The sequence below is a fragment of the Ornithinibacillus gellani genome, assembly GCF_003730295.1.
GTDB lineage: Bacteria > Bacillota > Bacilli > Bacillales > Amphibacillaceae > Ornithinibacillus_A > Ornithinibacillus_A gellani.
On the sequence record NZ_QTSZ01000009.1, the window covers coordinates 50,645 to 66,075 of the forward strand.

The following is a 15,431-nucleotide window of genomic DNA, read 5'->3' on the forward strand; positions in this document are numbered from 1 at the left end:
CACGAAATAATTTCTACACACTTCATCTATTCTTTTTCCGAATAGGATTGGCTTCTTTCCTTCCAACTATAGGTACATCCATGTACATACTCGTATAGGAAAAGCTCATTAGCGTTTGGCAAAAAAACAACCATTATAAATTTCCGTATATCAAAAGAATAGGAAAATTTATAATGGCATTATTGAGAGTAACATACTATCCCTAAAAAATAAACATCTAATAGAAAGTGTGCCGTGACTATTGTGGGTGAATATACTGATTTTAAAGCACCTATCACCACTTTTATCCTCATAGAAATAGTGAATTATCCCTATGGCAAAGCATTTTAAAAGACCCTATAATTATCATAATAGTTCCTTTAATCTGAAAACATTACTTACCATAGGAGTGATTGACTTGGAAGGGGAAATTATTAAGTTTTATCGGGAAAGACAAAACTTAACGCAAGCTCAATTAGGGGAAGGAATTTGTACAACGACACATGTAAGTACAATAGAGCGTGGGAAAACGGCTTATTCCAGCGAGATTATATCTTTGTTTTCAGAACGGCTATCGATTGACATAGAAAAAGAAATCGACAAGCTTGGTAAAGTAGAAAAACTACTAGACCAATGGCATCAAGCCATTATCATGAGAAGAATCGATGAAATGGAACAATTAAAGCAACAATTAGAGAAAATAACATTGGTAGAATCACCTTACTATGCAGCACATTATCAATTACTGAAAGCAAGATACCTCATCATTTGCGGGAAAGGTGCTGCAGCTTTCGAAATCATAGAAAAGGTGAAAAAAACGCAATCAAATCTTACACCATATGAAAATAATCTATTATGGCATATTTATGGAATCTATTACATTAGTGATCGGACGAATCTAAAGAGTAATACCATACCTATTCAGTATTTAAAAAAGATAAGTATAGAGGCATATGGAAACAAGGAGTATTATTATCACCTGGCTATCGGATATCATTTAATCGGCTCATATATTATGGCTTATTTTTTCGCGGAAAAGGCATTACGTTATTTTAAAGAAACAAATAATTATGCGCAAGCAATTAATGCTGAGAATGTCATGCTTCTGCAAATGAGCAGAGACATGTCTGTAGACTTTAATGACCTGGTGGAACGGTACGAGAGCTTAATTCATAACAGTGAAATACTCGGACTGATCGATAAAAAAGTACTTCTATTAAATAACCTAGGCTTTGAATACTTTAATAAAGGCGATTATGAATCATCGAAGCAATGCTATGAACAAGCATTACATTTAGGAGATCCTGGTTCTTCTTCCTATTTGCTTCATCTATGCAATTATATCGATGCATGCTTAGAAAGTAGGAAATATGATAAAAAGCAGATTGTTAAACGAATTAAAGATGGCCTTTCCCTCGCAAAAAAATTAAATAGTAAGCACTTTTCAATTCTTTTTCAATTAATGAAACTAAAGGCTGAAAACAATGATATGAAATACTTTCAATTTCTCGAGGAAAAGGCACTTCCTTATTTCTCTTCTATTGAGCACATCGTTTACTACAACCGATATGGAAAATTACTATTTAATCGATATGTAGAAACCAATCAATACATGAAAGCGACAAAGCTTTTTGAACATCAATTATCTTGAATTGAACTGCAACTCCGAGAATATATGGGTGATTCTCGGGGTTTTTAATTATCTTCCCCACCTTCATCAAGTGTCCCATCAGTTTGTTCCGCGATGAACTTCCACTTCAGCTGCAATGCATCTCCTTGGAATTGGTTTTGATCCTCTCCATTATCAACAAACTCAAATAAAACAATTATTTTATCTGTGTCTCCTGGCTCCAGTCCGTGCGGTCCCTTTACCCCACCGACAAATTCATCAATTGCCGTAATGTCTGGCTTAATGTCCTGTAATTCCTTTAAAGTTGTTTCCATTACTTCAACTGTCGCATTTGCTTGATTATAAAGGATGGTTACCTTGATATGATCGCCAAAATCATCTGTATTATTACCCTGGTTGTCATCTACGACATAGCTTGTTTCCAATAACACCTTCCCAATATCCAAAGTCCCATCATTGGTCAGGGTAAATTCACGGGAAATCTCATCACCCGGCTTCAGGTTGTCCAAATTAACAATCGTTTCCGGGTTAACGGATAGATCAAGTGTACCAGCAGCAAATGTATTATTGGTTTCAACCTGATCACTGAAATAGGCGTATGTTCCACCTCCCATTAATGAAAAGCCCAATGCAGCGGTTAACAATCCTTTACTTACCTTCTTTGTAAAGCTCATTTCTATTCCTCCCCTTGTATGATTTATTTTTCCTGTTTTACATAAGCAAACAGGTCATTACTGTTATTAAGCTTGCTTTGCTTCCATTTCTTTCGTAGCAACGATAATCGAACGGGCAGTCGATAGGACCATGAGTAAGCCCGGAATAAATAGTAGTAGTGCAAAGCCCATCTCGGAGGTAACATAATTAGCGATATAACCTAGCTTAGGAATCGTAAATCCTGTGTACTTCCCAGTTATGTCTCCTTTTGAAACATAATGGGCATCGGGGGCATTGTTATTATCACCCTTCGTTTGGAAGATGGATTCACCTTTAACCTCCTTTACATCAACAATGCGGTGGGTTACCAATTTATCCTCTGAATGAAAAGTAATAATATCTCCTTTCTTGTAAGTGGTATCTGGTTCAATTAGCTTATTTAAGATAATAGATCCTGTTTGAATCTCCGGCTCCATTGATCCAGACACGACAACCTTGATTTGATGCTGAAACAAAGTTGGTTCTCCACCCGAGGCCTTCGTAGATAGAAATAAAACTGCCAGTAAACAAATGAATACAAGAAACACACCTTTGATTGTCCCACTTACCACTTTTTTCATGCTTGAGCCTCCTTTGCTCTTCCTGCGTAACTATCTTTTATGCTAGCACCCTATTAGAAAAGTGTAAATTGGGTTATTTTTCTATCAATTTGACTAAAAATCGGCATGTTTTTGGCCGTGGAATCGATGAAACGTGATAGGAACAAGGTTTGTTATAACCCAATTGACGGTAGCCTGATAGCCCCCAATAATAGAATATGAATTCAATAACATTAAGGAGAGGTGATTTTTTTGAAGAAGCATGCATTAAAAAAGAAAGCGCTGCCAGTGATTTTGACAGCATCGTTAGCTTTCTCCGGGTTATCGCTCTCAGGAACAACCGTATTTGCAGATGAGCAAAAGATAAGGTATAACGAGGAATTAAATACGCCCGCATACATGGTTGGTACATGGAACACGGCAGATGGAATCAGCAAAGAAGAAGCAGCCCTATTATTCCTGCAGAATGAAGTATTACACGGAAAGCAAAAAACGATGTCAAGCAATGTGAAAATGCAGGTACAAGAGGCAAAAAGTCAATTTAAGATCATTGACCAATTAAACGACTCCGAAACAGACATAGCACATTTCCGTACAGTTGAAGTCTATCAGGGTGTACCTGTTTATGGATCCGAACAGACAGTAGCGGTAGGGAAAGACAATCAAGTGACAACCTATTTTGGGAAGGTAACACCAGATCTAGCCGAAGCTAACATCTCCACAGACCCAGCGTTAACAGAAGCAGCAGCAGTTGATGTTGTCAAAAATAATATTGAAGCAGACATTGGAGAAGTAAAATCATATGATGGTATCGAATCCGAGCTGATTTTATATCCAGAGAACGGCAATCATACGTTGGCTTACTTTGTAAAAGCATCCACTTCAAAACCAGTTCCAGGATACTTCCATTATTTCATTGATGCGACAACAGGTGACGTTATCAAAGATTTCGATGCGTTTCATGAAATGACGCCAGCTGTAGAAGATTCGCGCGAGGACAGCTTTCCAAAGGCTGATTCAGAGGAGGATAGTCCGGAAGTTCCAGAATTAGAAGAACCAAACTCGTCTGAACCAGCTGCTTCTAGAGGGATAGACATCTTCGGAAACATGCTGACTTTAAATACTGTTTTGGATTTGGAAACGAATGAGCATCATTTATTTGACGAAACCAGAGCAGATGGAATCCACACCTTCCAAGCAAACCGGATGCCGGAGATGGCATTTATAATACTTTCAGGTCTGCTAGGTTTTACAGGATTTGAAGTGACAACTGCATCGAATTTCTTTTATGATCCAGCAGCAGTATCTGCCCATGTGAATGCTGGAAAAGTGTATGATTACTATGAAAAAGTGTTTGAAAGAGATTCCCTTGATGACGAAGGAATGAAACTCATCTCAACCGTACATGTAGGAGCACAATGGAATAACGCCGGATGGAACGGTAAACAAATGATATACGGTGATGGTGACGGTTCATTGATGATTTCTACTTCCGGGGGATTAGATGTCATTGGACATGAAATGACCCATGGTGTTATTACACATACTGCCGACCTCATCTATGAAGATGAATCAGGCGCATTAAATGAATCATTAGCAGATATTATGGGTGCTTTCATTGAAAATAAAACGGGTGAGGACCTATGGCTTTTAGGAGAAGACATATACATGCCACATGATCCAGGTGTTGGACTACGTGACATGAAAGATCCAGCATCAATCCCGATGTATTTAACAGAAACAGGCTTTTACCCAGACCATTATGACGACCGTTATCTTGGTGAAGAAGATAATGGAGGCGTTCATATTAACAGTAGTATTAACAACAAAGCAGCCCACCTCATTACAGAAGGCGGCACACATTACGGTGTAACAGTAGAAGGAATTGGTAAATCAAAAGCAGAAAAACTTTTTTATCGCACCCTAACCCATTACCTAACAGCTTCTTCCAGCTTTAGTGATATGCGTCAAGCAGCTATCCAAGCAGCAGAAGACCTTTTTGGAGAAGCATCTGCTGAAGTAGATACAGTCAACGCAGCATACGACGCAGTTGGCGTACAGTAAAATTCAATGTAAAAAATCCCCTGCCACAATTGGTTGGGGGATTTTTTGAATGTATGGATATGCTACGTTTCATCGTTATTGCAACTGTTTATCATACAATCTACAAAGAGAACAGATGTATTGAATGATTACTTTTTTGTCCCGAAAATACATAATTCTCCCTACCGAATCCTCAAACCAAACACTGAAAGCTTTGTATAGTTCCATTAGTGGTGTTATAATCACTTTATAATTCAATAGGTTTCCTTCGGGGTCGGGTGAAATTCCCAACCGACGGTGATGAGGCATGCCTCTTAGTCCGTGACCCGGGTTCATAGGTGATATGAAAACGGTGGATTTGGTGAAACTCCAAAGCCGACAGTTAAAGTCTGGATGGGAGAAGGAAAAACAAATGGTTCAAAAATGCTATTTGCTATTTTTTGACGTTTATTTGTTATGCTTTTCTCCCTTTCCAATATTGGTAAGGGAGATTTTGTTTGTATGGAGAATATGATGAGAGGAGATTGTATTTTTTGAAATGAACGATCATGAATATATGAACTTGGCCATATCATTAGCAAAGGCTGTACTTGGTCAAACCAGTCCTAATCCTAGTGTCGGTGCTGTATTGGTGCAGAATGGCCAATTGGTTGGGACGGGTGTACATGTAAAGGCTGGAACTCCCCACGCAGAGGTTCATGCCATCAAAGAAGCCGGCAGCTCCGCTAAAGGCGCAACCATGTACGTAACACTTGAGCCGTGCAGCCATCATGGAAAAACACCACCATGTGCTGACCTTATCATCAAAACCGGCATCCAAAGAGTTTTTGTAGCAACACTTGATCCGAATCCGCTCGTTGCAGGGAAAGGTGTTGAGAAGCTTCAAAGTGCAGGTATTGAAGTCGAGGTCGGTTTAGGTCATCCAGAAGCAAAGCAGCTCTATGAAAAGTTTTTTCATTTTATCCAAACAAACACTCCATACGTAACCATTAAAGCAGGCATTTCATTAGACGGTAAAATAGCGACTAAATCTGGAGATAGTAAATGGATTACTTCTCCTGAATCAAGACAAGATGTACACCATCTTCGTCACGAACATGATGGAATATTAGTAGGAATCCATACCATCATTCAGGATAACCCCCTTTTAACCACCAGAAGACCCCGTGGTGGAATAAATCCCATTCGAATTGTATTGGACACGAATTTAAACATTCCAATGTCCGCAAATGTAATACAAGATTGCGCAGCAAAAACAATTATTTTCACAGGAAACTCGTTTGATCAGGAAAAGAAAATAGCAATCGAAAGATATGGCATCACAATCATATCTCAAGAGAGAAGCACCCTCTCCCTTCCAGAAGTCTTGAAGAAGCTGGGTGAGCTACAGGTCACGTCTATTCTTGTGGAAGGTGGCGCAAAGGTTCATGCCTCCTTTATAGAGGCAAATGCTTTTCAACAAGTTATTACGTATATTGCTCCAAAAATTATTGGCGGCAGGGATGCTATTTCCTTTGTTGGAGGAATAGGTTCTAACCTTGTGAAGTCCGGAAAGCCGCTCCAATTTACAGAAATCAAACGGTTAGGTCCTGATATTAAAATCACAGCAAAACCGGGAAGGATGTGAAGCATGTTTACCGGAATCATTGAAGAAATAGGGAAGATTCAAAGCATACATTCCCAGGGGAACACATTACAACTCCATATTGAAGCGAAAAAAGTGTTAGAGGATATCAAGCTCGGAGATAGTATGTCGGTGAATGGCGTGTGCCTAACTGTAAACGCATTTACCCAGGCAACATTTTGTTTAGATGTTATGCCTGAAACCTTCCGCAGCACTTCCCTAGCCAACTTGAAGCATGGGTCAATCGTTAATCTGGAAAGAGCTATACCTGCAAATGGAAGATTTGGCGGGCATTTTGTAACAGGGCATGTGGATACGGTAGGACAAATTGTAAAAAAAGAACCAAGAGAAAATGCCATCTATATGGATATTCAATACCCGGAAGCCTTTCATCATCTATCATTATATAAAGGCTCTGTGGCACTTGATGGCATTTCTTTAACCATATTTGGGACGTCTGCCCGTCAATTGACTGTATCCCTCATTCCTCATACCGCAAAGGAAAGTGTCCTAGGTATGAAAAAAATTGGTGATAACGTAAATATTGAATTTGATTTACTCGGAAAATATGTCCATTCCTTTGTGGATAACAGTCGTCAAAACCGTATATCTGTTGATTTTCTCAAGGAAAATGGCTTTATGTAACTGAATGAAAATCCGTTATGAAAACGAACGGAAAGGAGTAATCATACGATGTTCCATACCATAGAGGAAGCACTGAAAGATTTACAGGTAGGAAAAGTAATCATCGTTTGTGATGATGAGAATCGGGAAAACGAAGGTGATTTCGTAGGGCTAGGTGAATTGGTAACACCGCATATGATTAATTTTATGGTGAAAGAAGGCAGAGGACTTGTTTGTATGCCTATGTCAGCAGCTCTTGCTAGTAAGCTTGAATTAAAACCAATGGTCGAGGTCAACACAGATAACCATGGAACGGCCTTTACGGTTAGTATTGACCATATCGAAACGACCACAGGAATTAGTGCATATGAACGGGCCCTAACCATCCAAAAAGTATTAGATACAGATGTCCTTCCAAGTCATTTTAGACGACCAGGACATATTTTCCCCCTTGTGGCGAAAGATGGGGGTGTGTTACAACGTGCCGGTCACACAGAGGCTGCCATCGACCTAGCGCGCTTAGCAAACGCAAAGTCCGTCGGCGTCATTTGCGAGGTCATGAATGATGATGGAACAATGGCTAGAGTGAATGATTTAAAGGCGATCGCAAGTAAATTTGATTTAAAAATGATTACCATTAAAGATTTAGCCAAGTATCGACTGGAGCATGAATCGTTTATCAAACAGGAAGTGGAAATCAAGCTTCCTACTGCATTTGGAGACTTTAAGGCAATCGGATATACGAGCATACTGGATGGCAAGGAACATATTGCACTGGTAAAAGGAGAAATTCATGCCGATGAACCTATTTTAGTAAGGATCCATTCAGAATGCTTAACCGGGGATGTCTTTGGCTCCAATCGTTGTGATTGTGGACCTCAGCTTCATGCCGCCCTTTCACAAATCAACCAGGAAGGAAAAGGCATCCTGCTATATATGAGACAAGAAGGCAGAGGCATTGGTCTCATCAATAAATTAAAAGCGTATAAGCTGCAAGAAGAAGGCTACGACACGGTGGAAGCAAATCATAAATTAGGTTTCAAAGCCGATTTACGCAACTATGAGATAAGCGCAGACATATTAAGAAACCTTGATGTAAAACAGGTACGTTTATTAACCAATAACCCGCGAAAGATTACAGGTCTCACTGAAGGCGGCATAGACGTGGTGGAACGTGTTCCCCTTCAGGTACCAGCTAACAAAGATAATGAATATTATCTTCAAACAAAACGTGAAAAGCTTGGACATTTATTAACCATTAAAGGAGCAGAATCATATGAAAAAACAACTTGAAGGAAACTTAGTTGGAACAGATTTAAATATTGGTATAGTCGTTTCAAGATTTAATGAATTTATCACAAGCAAATTACTGGATGGAGCAGTAGATGCACTGAGAAGACACGGCGTTCATGAGGATAATATAACAATGATGTGGGTACCGGGAGCTTTTGAAATACCGCTTGCTGCAAAGAAACTCGTGGAACAAGGTGGTTTTCATGCGATGATTACACTAGGAACCGTCATTAGAGGTGCTACTCCGCATTTTGAATATGTAAGCAGTGAAGTAGCAAAAGGAGTTGCCAATATAGGGATGCAAAGCGGGATTCCTATTATGTTTGGCGTACTAACAACTGAAACAATCGAACAAGCAATAGAACGTGCTGGTACTAAAGCAGGAAATAAAGGCTACGAAGCAGCTGTCGGAGCAATTGAAATGGCCAATCTTTATAAAAATATGGACAAAACGACCATCTAATATAGAAAGCTATGAAGGCAGTTCCCCAAAGGCTAAATCTAGCCTTTGGGGAAACAAGTCAAGGGAAAACGCTAGGATTCAAGGTTTCGCTCAATAATGGAAATCCCCTATTCAACGGGAACTTTTATTATTGGGTTATGATAATTGCTCTACAATAGCTTCACAGCATTTTTTATATTTTTTTCCACTTCCGCATAGACAGCGCTCATTTCTTCCTGGAAAACGGAAATTATTTTTCTTCAACTTCGTATACTCTTTTTTCCTGTAATTTAAAGCAACCACTTTCATTCTCTCATGGGCATACCGATAAACCTGTTGATAGCTTTCACAAAAATAATCAAGATCTGATTCATCATGCTGACGATTACGCGGACAGCCGCCATGACACAGTTTAAGGAATTCACATGATTTGCAAGCATCGGGTATAGCTGGCTTTTTTTTCAAAAACAATTTCATCTTCTCATGATTCACAATGCTTTCTAAAGAATCGGTTCCAATATTCCCCAAGCAGTATTTATCGTGTATATAAAAGTCACATGGATATGCATCACCATTTTGTTCAAAAACAATGGTAGTTGGACAGGTTTCCCGATGCATACAACTTTCCGCTTCCTGATTCAGGTAAACAGCTAACATATTATCAAAAAAACGAATCGATATTTCAGGGTGCCCGTCATTATACCAACTATCAAATGCTTCACATAGAAAGTCACCATATTGTTTTGGTGTAATTAAATACTTCCCTGGTTGATCAACATCTTGTGCTTTAAAATCCATACAAGGTATAAATTGTACAAATGTGAACCCTTCTTGTTTGTAAAACGCCATTAATTCCTTCGCTCTAAAAACGTTATTTTCATGGATAACGGATAGAATATTAAAATCAACATTCGCATTTCTTAAATGTTGTATCCCATTCATAATGGCCTTAAAGCTTCCTTTACCAGAACCCGTTACTCTTCTCGCATCATTCATCTCTTCTGTTCCATCAAGACTGATACCAACTAAAAAGTTAAACTGCTTAAAGAATTCGGCCCACTCTTGTTTTATCATGGTTCCATTGGTTTGAATGGAATTACTAATAATTGTGTTTTTTGGTGCATATTTTGCCTGTAACGAAACAACCTTCTTAAAGAAATCCAATCCCGCTAATAATGGCTCGCCACCTTGCCATGCAAAAGGGACAACCCCTTTTTTCATCTCCATATATTCACAAATGAACTTTTCCAGAACATCATCAGCAATACGTTCTATTTTACCTGGCCGACCATTCAATCTACTATAGTAACAATAATCACAAGCAAGATTACAAGCTTCCGAAACCGTCTTCCACATGACACCCGAAATGAGCGGTTTATTCATTGTACCTAAAGCATTCATCGTATGTATCCCCTTTACGTCTAAAACCTGGTTCAATTTATGCATCTTATAGCGCTTGTTCAAAATCTTCACACGTAACCGGCTGCCTACCTCGATACGTAACATTGCAAGTCATGAAGTTGTTATATGTCCTATGTCTATACTAGCACCCGATAAGTAGCGATTGAATATCGTTTCCAATCATAAGTTTGTCTAAATTTCTAATTATGTGGTGCATTGAAAGATTGATTCCGGCTTGTGGATCTAAAAGGTACCTTTAGATACGCAAAAACCCTCCCCCACGAATGTGAGAAAGGGTTTTTGATTAATATTTATTTAATTTTTAGCATGAACTAATTAGGATTCACAAGCACTCTGTTCATCATTTACAACGGATTTTCTTTCAAAACAGCTTCACATGTTCGGAAGTTATAAAATACTGGGTTACTTTTTTTCGTTCTGGCAGTATTGCCACCGTTAACGATGCAAAAGCGATCATCAAAACCAACCAATGATTCAAATACTGCCATGGTTCACCCTCTTTCTAAAAAAGGGGTGAACTACCACTCATGAAAGTACTTATTACAGAAATAAAAAATTTAACAAACTACTAATCTTTACACATCAGTTCTTAATCCTTAGATTATTGCATCTAGCTTATACCAACCTTGCAGTTATTTGTATCAGTAATTGCAAATGACGTTTCCACACCTTGCAGAACCATTTAACACGATTGATAATATTATTGAGTGCATGGTCTCAATGTAATGCACTTTTATAATGGTAATAAATATGTTTTTGTCCTTTCTTCCATTTCTGTAACCTTTTGCATATAGATTAGCTCCTCTTTTATTGGATCATATATCGGTCGTGTTACTTGTTGAATTTCGTCTGGAAAATCATAGTATTGAGTGAACTCTCCAGTTTCTTTATCAATTTCCGCCATGGAGCTTTTTTCTTCATCCCCATAATTGATAAGCGCAAAAATACGATCATCATAAAAATCAACATAAAATTCAAGATCTTCTTCAAAAAGATCTGTCAGATCATCTCCTGCTGATACAATCCATTTAATATCTTCCGACTCCAAATCTACTGCCATCAAACCTACCTCAAAATAAAAATATAAAGTATTATTTATTATCTTAGCATCTAAATCTTCACTATCTGGAGTTATCGGCATTGTTGGTGTTTCTAAAAAGTCATCTATTTCTCCACTTTCCGCGTCAAATCTGGCCATTGTATACTTGAAATCTGCAGCACTTTCTCCTTTATAAACGACATATATTTCATCTTCATAAAAAACTGCATTCGTAATTTCCTCGTCTTCATTCTTTACCTTTTCTTCCCCGGTTTCAAAATCGAATATAAAAATACCACTTTCCCCATATATTAATAATTCATCGTCTAATAGTTCTGAATCCATCATGAAAAAGGAATCTATCGACCATACATCTTCTTTCTTTTCTGTATCATACAAAGTAAATGTTCCCTTGTCTTCATCAATAATAAGTACATATTGATTGTATGCATCAATTAGCATTTCTAGTTCTTCTAATTTTCTTAAGTATTCAAGCGTATGTTCTTTTTTATCTATCTTCACTAGATGATCATCATTACTTAAATCTGGCTCATGAAAACTAGAATATATATGTGTATCGTCTGAAACAACTCCCCATAGCATCCCAATATACATTCGATTTTCAATTGATTCCTGAGGTACGTTCTTTTGATCTAAAGACTTTAAAGCAACATTCTTTTCTGTCTTCTCATCCAATGAAAATAAAAAATTATCAGATTCTGCAAAAATACTACCATCGTATGCATCATAAAAATCAAATACCTCATATTTTGTAAAATTATCTGGATCTATCTCGAGCTCTTCTTTATCATTTAATTCATCAATAGATTTAGATTCAAATTCTTCTACAAAATTAATCATCTCGTAAGAATCGCTTGATGACTCATTGTCAGTAGATTCTTCTATCTCTTCCCTGTCTTTCTCTTTATTTGCTTCTTCATCTCCACCGCAACTAGCTAAGAGAAATAATGTCGAAACAAATAGAGCGCTAACAAATAATCGTTGTAGCATAGAAATAATACACTCCTATTCCAAAAATTATAAATGAATGCAAATTATATCAAATATAGGGCGTAAAGTTTAGTAAATTTTAAGAAATTATACCAAATGGCCTGGTTTTGGAAATGGATAATCTAGGAAAAAGGATATACTACCTTAAATAAATTAGTACTTTTACACCACAATAACAAGAATACGTGTTGGAAAATGTAATTCCGTATTATTACCAAAGGGAGTTATCTCTCCCTTTTAAATAAAACCTCTTTATTCTAGGTATGATACATGCAAACGGAATTAAAATATGTGAGGGGAAATTTTTGATTGAAGAAAAATGTTTCTAGATAAAAAATGTTTTTTGTTATAGAGGCTTTTGATGTATAACACTTGTTCAACCAATTTTCACGCCGCAAAACATCCATACTAACATAGAAAGGGGTCACCAATCTCTTCTTCTGTAATTCGTTATGTTTATTTCTAACAGAAAATAAGGTATACTATACATAGAAGCACATAAAATAATAAAAGACCGTCCATGCTCTAACATGAACGGTCTTGTGTGTAACAGCCCTTCAAGGGGGCAGCTTACATTGTTAAGTTGGAAAAGGTAACCAACCCAAATGCTTGCTAGGCGTTCAATGGGTGGTTACTTTTTTCGTTCTGACAGCATTGCCACAGTTAACGTTGCAAAAGCAATCATCAAAACCAAAGATTCAAATACCGTCATGTTATCACCCCCTTTCTAAAAAAGGGGTGAACTACCACTCATGAAAGCCCTATTACACTAATAATAATGATAACAAACTACTAAGCTTTTCACATCATTTCTAAATCTATTGTTTGTAGTTTTCCTCTCTCATTTTTGCCTTGCAACCAATCATCAATGTTCTTTCTTTCCTTTTCAAGCAGACGTCCATAAACAGCATCATTTGCTGCCCCTTCATATTCATGCAAAACCCAACAGAGTTAATCGAAAAGAACCTTAAACTAATGGTTCATAACAACAACATGGAATATGATTTGGAAATTAAAAAACATAAATATACTGAAATTGCAAAAAATATATTGTTAGACATTTACCGCAACTATTCGAGTCATATAATTGGACAAGAAAATGTTAAAGAAGAAATTTTAAGTGCCCTCAAATTGTATCAAGGGAGAAATAAAAAGGAGCCTTTAGTAATTATATGTCAATGTTTCAAAACAGCAAGTCTATGGATTATTTATTTGGTGAAACTCATAACGCTAAAAGTTGCGCCTTAGGCTTACTAGAAAGAGAAATAAATATTATTTTACTTGATGAGTTCGACAAAACGTTTGATACTGTATATTCCGCTTTCTACCAAATGTTTGATGAAGGTATTTTTAAAGACAGAAATTTTAACGTTAATTTAGAGGACGCTATTATTATATGTACGTCCAATTACAGCAACAAAAATGGCTACCATTGGAGCGCCTCTGTATTATAGGTTCAACAAATTAATTAAATTCCAGCCATGACATGGAAAGTATTATCAGTATTATTGACCTGATATTTAAGGATTCCTTTAACGAATTGGACGAGGAAGAAAAATTAGTAGTAAATAAATCTGGTTTGATAGATCATGTAAAAAGTAAATTAGACACTATTTTGGATTACAGTACTCCAAATTACAGACAAATAAAAAATACTATTGAGGATCTAATTAATTCATTATTAGTAGCAGAACTTTTATCGAAAGTAGATGATAATTGACCTTACTGCCTTTTTTGCTTGATACAATTAATATGAATTTTACATTTTGTTCAAAATAAGCCGCTTTGTTATCAGAAGTCTAATTTCCCAACAAAAAAGGAAACTAGGCTTTTTATCTGTCGTTTTATTAACTATTATTCCAGCAAGTAAGATGACAGCAACCGTGTATATTACCTGTATATTGTGTGTATATTACGTGTGAATTACTAATATTCATTTCGCTTTATTTTTTGTATGTAACTTGAACGATTTGTTGTTCATCATTCTTCTCAAAAAACTTATATGCTTCCATCCCGATTTTTTTCGCAACTTTTTGTGATGGAATATTATTCAAGGTCGTATATGAAAATATTTCGGAATAGCCCAGAACATTAAATGCATATTCCTTACAAGCAGACGCCGCTTCTGTGGCATATCCCTTATTCCAGTACTTTTTAATAATGTGGAACCCGATTTCAGGTAGCCTGATACCATCGATATCCTGCATAGTTATTCCACAATCACCGATAAATGTATCCTCTTCTTTTAAAACAACTGCCCATAGTCCGTGATTATATTGCTTATAATTTTCCACATTCCATTTGATCCAATTTTTAACCTCTCCTTGGTTAAAGGGATGAGGGTAATATTGCATAGACTCTGAATCAGAAAGCACTTTCGATAAATCGGATTGATCGTTCATATTTAACTCCCTAAGGTATAATAGTTTCGTCTCTATTATCTTCAAAATGCCCACCCCTTGCATTTAATTTATTATGCCACTGAATGGCCGCTTGTGAAGAATGTTTTTATTGAAATCACTTAAATTTGTACAATAAGTATAACATTCTCGGTACTAATATCTACGAATTCATAGTTATGATTATCCATAAACTTTGAATTGGAAAATGGTCTGTCATTCACTGGTACATTTACTGCCATTAAATGATAAAGAAGATATCACTTGTGATACATTTTTTTGGCGGGTATTTATTTCTGCAACTGACATGGAAGTAGAAATTGTTCTTCCGTTTACAAATTGTTAGGAGCTTATCAAATATTTCTCTTTTTAACCCGCAATATATCTAGAAGAAAAAAGGGAGTGGTTTTCCCTTTTAAATATAACCTCTTTCTTTCAGGCTAGTAAAACTGTTATCATTATTCACTACCATGTGATCTAGTATTTCAATGCATAGTAACTTTCCTGCTTCTACTAATCCCTTTGTAACGTTAATATCCTCCATCGATGGTGTAACGTCTTATCAAGAGTAAATTACTAAAAATCCATTAACATCAATGTTTTTACTTTAAGGACATATATTTAACGCATTAAATCAAAAGAAAAAATACAATGTAATTATGAGATGACAAT

General features: G+C 36.7%; 14 protein-coding genes, 1 pseudogene and 1 riboswitch. Of the genes and pseudogenes, 7 read left to right on the plus strand and 8 right to left on the minus strand.

What is annotated here, in order from left to right:
• Nucleotides 1-388: 388 nt before the first annotated feature.
• The gene (locus DX933_RS02620) at nt 389-1,630 is read left to right on the plus strand and encodes a tetratricopeptide repeat protein (RefSeq protein WP_449579660.1); all 1,242 of its coding nucleotides are present in this window, start codon (nt 389-391) and stop codon (nt 1,628-1,630) included.
• Between the two features lie 44 nt (nt 1,631-1,674).
• On the opposite strand, the gene DX933_RS02625 is transcribed toward DX933_RS02620, so the two are convergent.
• Nucleotides 1,675-2,283: a TasA family protein gene (locus tag DX933_RS02625; RefSeq protein WP_123314932.1), complete on the minus strand. Its 609-nt coding sequence runs from the start codon at nt 2,281-2,283 to the stop codon at nt 1,675-1,677.
• Between the two features lie 66 nt (nt 2,284-2,349).
• Entirely contained in the window at nt 2,350-2,883 is a 534-nt protein-coding gene (gene sipW, locus DX933_RS02630) for a signal peptidase I SipW (RefSeq protein WP_123314933.1), read from the minus strand.
• A gap of 222 nt (nt 2,884-3,105) precedes the next feature.
• Between sipW and DX933_RS18695 the strand changes: the two genes are divergently transcribed.
• From DX933_RS18695 to ribH, 5 genes are all read left to right on the plus strand, one after another.
• Nucleotides 3,106-4,926, plus strand: a complete 1,821-nt coding sequence (locus tag DX933_RS18695; RefSeq protein WP_397315729.1) for a M4 family metallopeptidase — start codon at nt 3,106-3,108, stop codon at nt 4,924-4,926.
• A 239-nt stretch (nt 4,927-5,165) separates the two neighbouring features.
• Nucleotides 5,166-5,314, plus strand: a riboswitch (FMN riboswitch).
• Nucleotides 5,315-5,443: 129 nt separating this feature from the next.
• Nucleotides 5,444-6,532 (plus strand): bifunctional diaminohydroxyphosphoribosylaminopyrimidine deaminase/5-amino-6-(5-phosphoribosylamino)uracil reductase RibD, encoded by a 1,089-nt coding sequence (gene ribD, locus DX933_RS02640; RefSeq protein ID WP_123314934.1) that lies wholly within the window; start codon nt 5,444-5,446, stop codon nt 6,530-6,532.
• 3 nt (nt 6,533-6,535) lie between these two features.
• Nucleotides 6,536-7,174: a riboflavin synthase gene (gene ribE / locus DX933_RS02645; protein WP_123314935.1), complete on the plus strand. Its 639-nt coding sequence runs from the start codon at nt 6,536-6,538 to the stop codon at nt 7,172-7,174.
• Between the two features lie 48 nt (nt 7,175-7,222).
• Nucleotides 7,223-8,446, plus strand: coding sequence for a bifunctional 3,4-dihydroxy-2-butanone-4-phosphate synthase/GTP cyclohydrolase II (locus DX933_RS02650; RefSeq protein ID WP_123314936.1), 1,224 nt, complete (start codon nt 7,223-7,225; stop codon nt 8,444-8,446).
• The gene (gene ribH, locus DX933_RS02655) at nt 8,430-8,909 is read left to right on the plus strand and encodes a 6,7-dimethyl-8-ribityllumazine synthase (protein WP_123314937.1); all 480 of its coding nucleotides are present in this window, start codon (nt 8,430-8,432) and stop codon (nt 8,907-8,909) included. The genes DX933_RS02650 and ribH overlap by 17 nt, the downstream gene beginning before the upstream one ends.
• Nucleotides 8,910-9,044: 135 nt before the next feature.
• On the opposite strand, the gene DX933_RS02660 is transcribed toward ribH, so the two are convergent.
• The 4 genes from DX933_RS02660 to DX933_RS18850 all read right to left on the minus strand — a co-directional run bounded on the left by DX933_RS02660 (nt 9,045) and on the right by DX933_RS18850 (nt 13,072).
• Nucleotides 9,045-10,289, minus strand: coding sequence for an anaerobic sulfatase maturase (locus DX933_RS02660; protein WP_123314938.1), 1,245 nt, complete (start codon nt 10,287-10,289; stop codon nt 9,045-9,047).
• 365 nt (nt 10,290-10,654) lie between these two features.
• A complete protein-coding gene (locus DX933_RS18345) occupies nt 10,655-10,798 on the minus strand; it encodes a hypothetical protein (RefSeq protein ID WP_190279384.1) in 144 nt (47 codons plus the stop codon).
• A 245-nt stretch (nt 10,799-11,043) separates the two neighbouring features.
• The gene (locus tag DX933_RS02665; RefSeq protein ID WP_123314939.1) at nt 11,044-12,360 is read right to left on the minus strand and encodes a hypothetical protein; all 1,317 of its coding nucleotides are present in this window, start codon (nt 12,358-12,360) and stop codon (nt 11,044-11,046) included.
• A gap of 631 nt (nt 12,361-12,991) precedes the next feature.
• Nucleotides 12,992-13,072 carry a putative holin-like toxin gene (locus DX933_RS18850; RefSeq protein ID WP_223805853.1) on the minus strand — a complete coding sequence of 27 codons (81 nt, stop codon included), beginning with the start codon at nt 13,070-13,072 and terminating at the stop codon, nt 12,992-12,994.
• A 487-nt stretch (nt 13,073-13,559) separates the two neighbouring features.
• Here DX933_RS18850 and DX933_RS18855 point away from each other — a divergent pair, with 487 nt between their 5' ends.
• A complete protein-coding gene (locus DX933_RS18855) occupies nt 13,560-13,814 on the plus strand; it encodes an AAA family ATPase (RefSeq protein WP_223805854.1) in 255 nt (84 codons plus the stop codon).
• A 489-nt stretch (nt 13,815-14,303) separates the two neighbouring features.
• Here the strand turns inward: DX933_RS18855 and DX933_RS02680 are convergent, their stop codons facing one another.
• Together DX933_RS02680 and DX933_RS02685 are read right to left on the minus strand one after the other, a co-directional pair.
• The gene (locus DX933_RS02680; protein ID WP_223805852.1) at nt 14,304-14,825 is read right to left on the minus strand and encodes a GNAT family N-acetyltransferase; all 522 of its coding nucleotides are present in this window, start codon (nt 14,823-14,825) and stop codon (nt 14,304-14,306) included.
• A gap of 349 nt (nt 14,826-15,174) precedes the next feature.
• Nucleotides 15,175-15,306, minus strand: a pseudogene (locus tag DX933_RS02685) (JAB domain-containing protein); the annotation flags it as partial.
• Between the last annotated feature and the right edge of the window lie 125 nt (nt 15,307-15,431).

Bases quoted from the DNA above. Each gene is read 5' to 3' on its own strand.
- sipW (WP_123314933.1), bottom strand. From the start codon at position 2,883: ATGAAAAAAGTGGTAAGTGGGACAATCAAAGGTGTGTTTCTTGTATTC.
- DX933_RS18850 (WP_223805853.1), bottom strand. From the start codon at position 13,072: ATGACGGTATTTGAATCTTTGGTTTTGATGATTGCTTTTGCAACGTTA.
- ribD (WP_123314934.1), top strand. From the start codon at position 5,444: ATGAACGATCATGAATATATGAACTTGGCCATATCATTAGCAAAGGCT.
- DX933_RS02665 (WP_123314939.1), bottom strand. From the start codon at position 12,360: ATGCTACAACGATTATTTGTTAGCGCTCTATTTGTTTCGACATTATTT.
- DX933_RS02625 (WP_123314932.1), bottom strand. From the start codon at position 2,283: ATGAGCTTTACAAAGAAGGTAAGTAAAGGATTGTTAACCGCTGCATTG.
- DX933_RS18855 (WP_223805854.1), top strand. From the start codon at position 13,560: ATGGATTATTTATTTGGTGAAACTCATAACGCTAAAAGTTGCGCCTTA.
- DX933_RS02680 (WP_223805852.1), bottom strand. From the start codon at position 14,825: ATGCAAGGGGTGGGCATTTTGAAGATAATAGAGACGAAACTATTATAC.
- DX933_RS18345 (WP_190279384.1), bottom strand. From the start codon at position 10,798: ATGGCAGTATTTGAATCATTGGTTGGTTTTGATGATCGCTTTTGCATC.
- DX933_RS02660 (WP_123314938.1), bottom strand. From the start codon at position 10,289: ATGAATGCTTTAGGTACAATGAATAAACCGCTCATTTCGGGTGTCATG.
- ribH (WP_123314937.1), top strand. From the start codon at position 8,430: ATGAAAAAACAACTTGAAGGAAACTTAGTTGGAACAGATTTAAATATT.
- DX933_RS02650 (WP_123314936.1), top strand. From the start codon at position 7,223: ATGTTCCATACCATAGAGGAAGCACTGAAAGATTTACAGGTAGGAAAA.
- ribE (WP_123314935.1), top strand. From the start codon at position 6,536: ATGTTTACCGGAATCATTGAAGAAATAGGGAAGATTCAAAGCATACAT.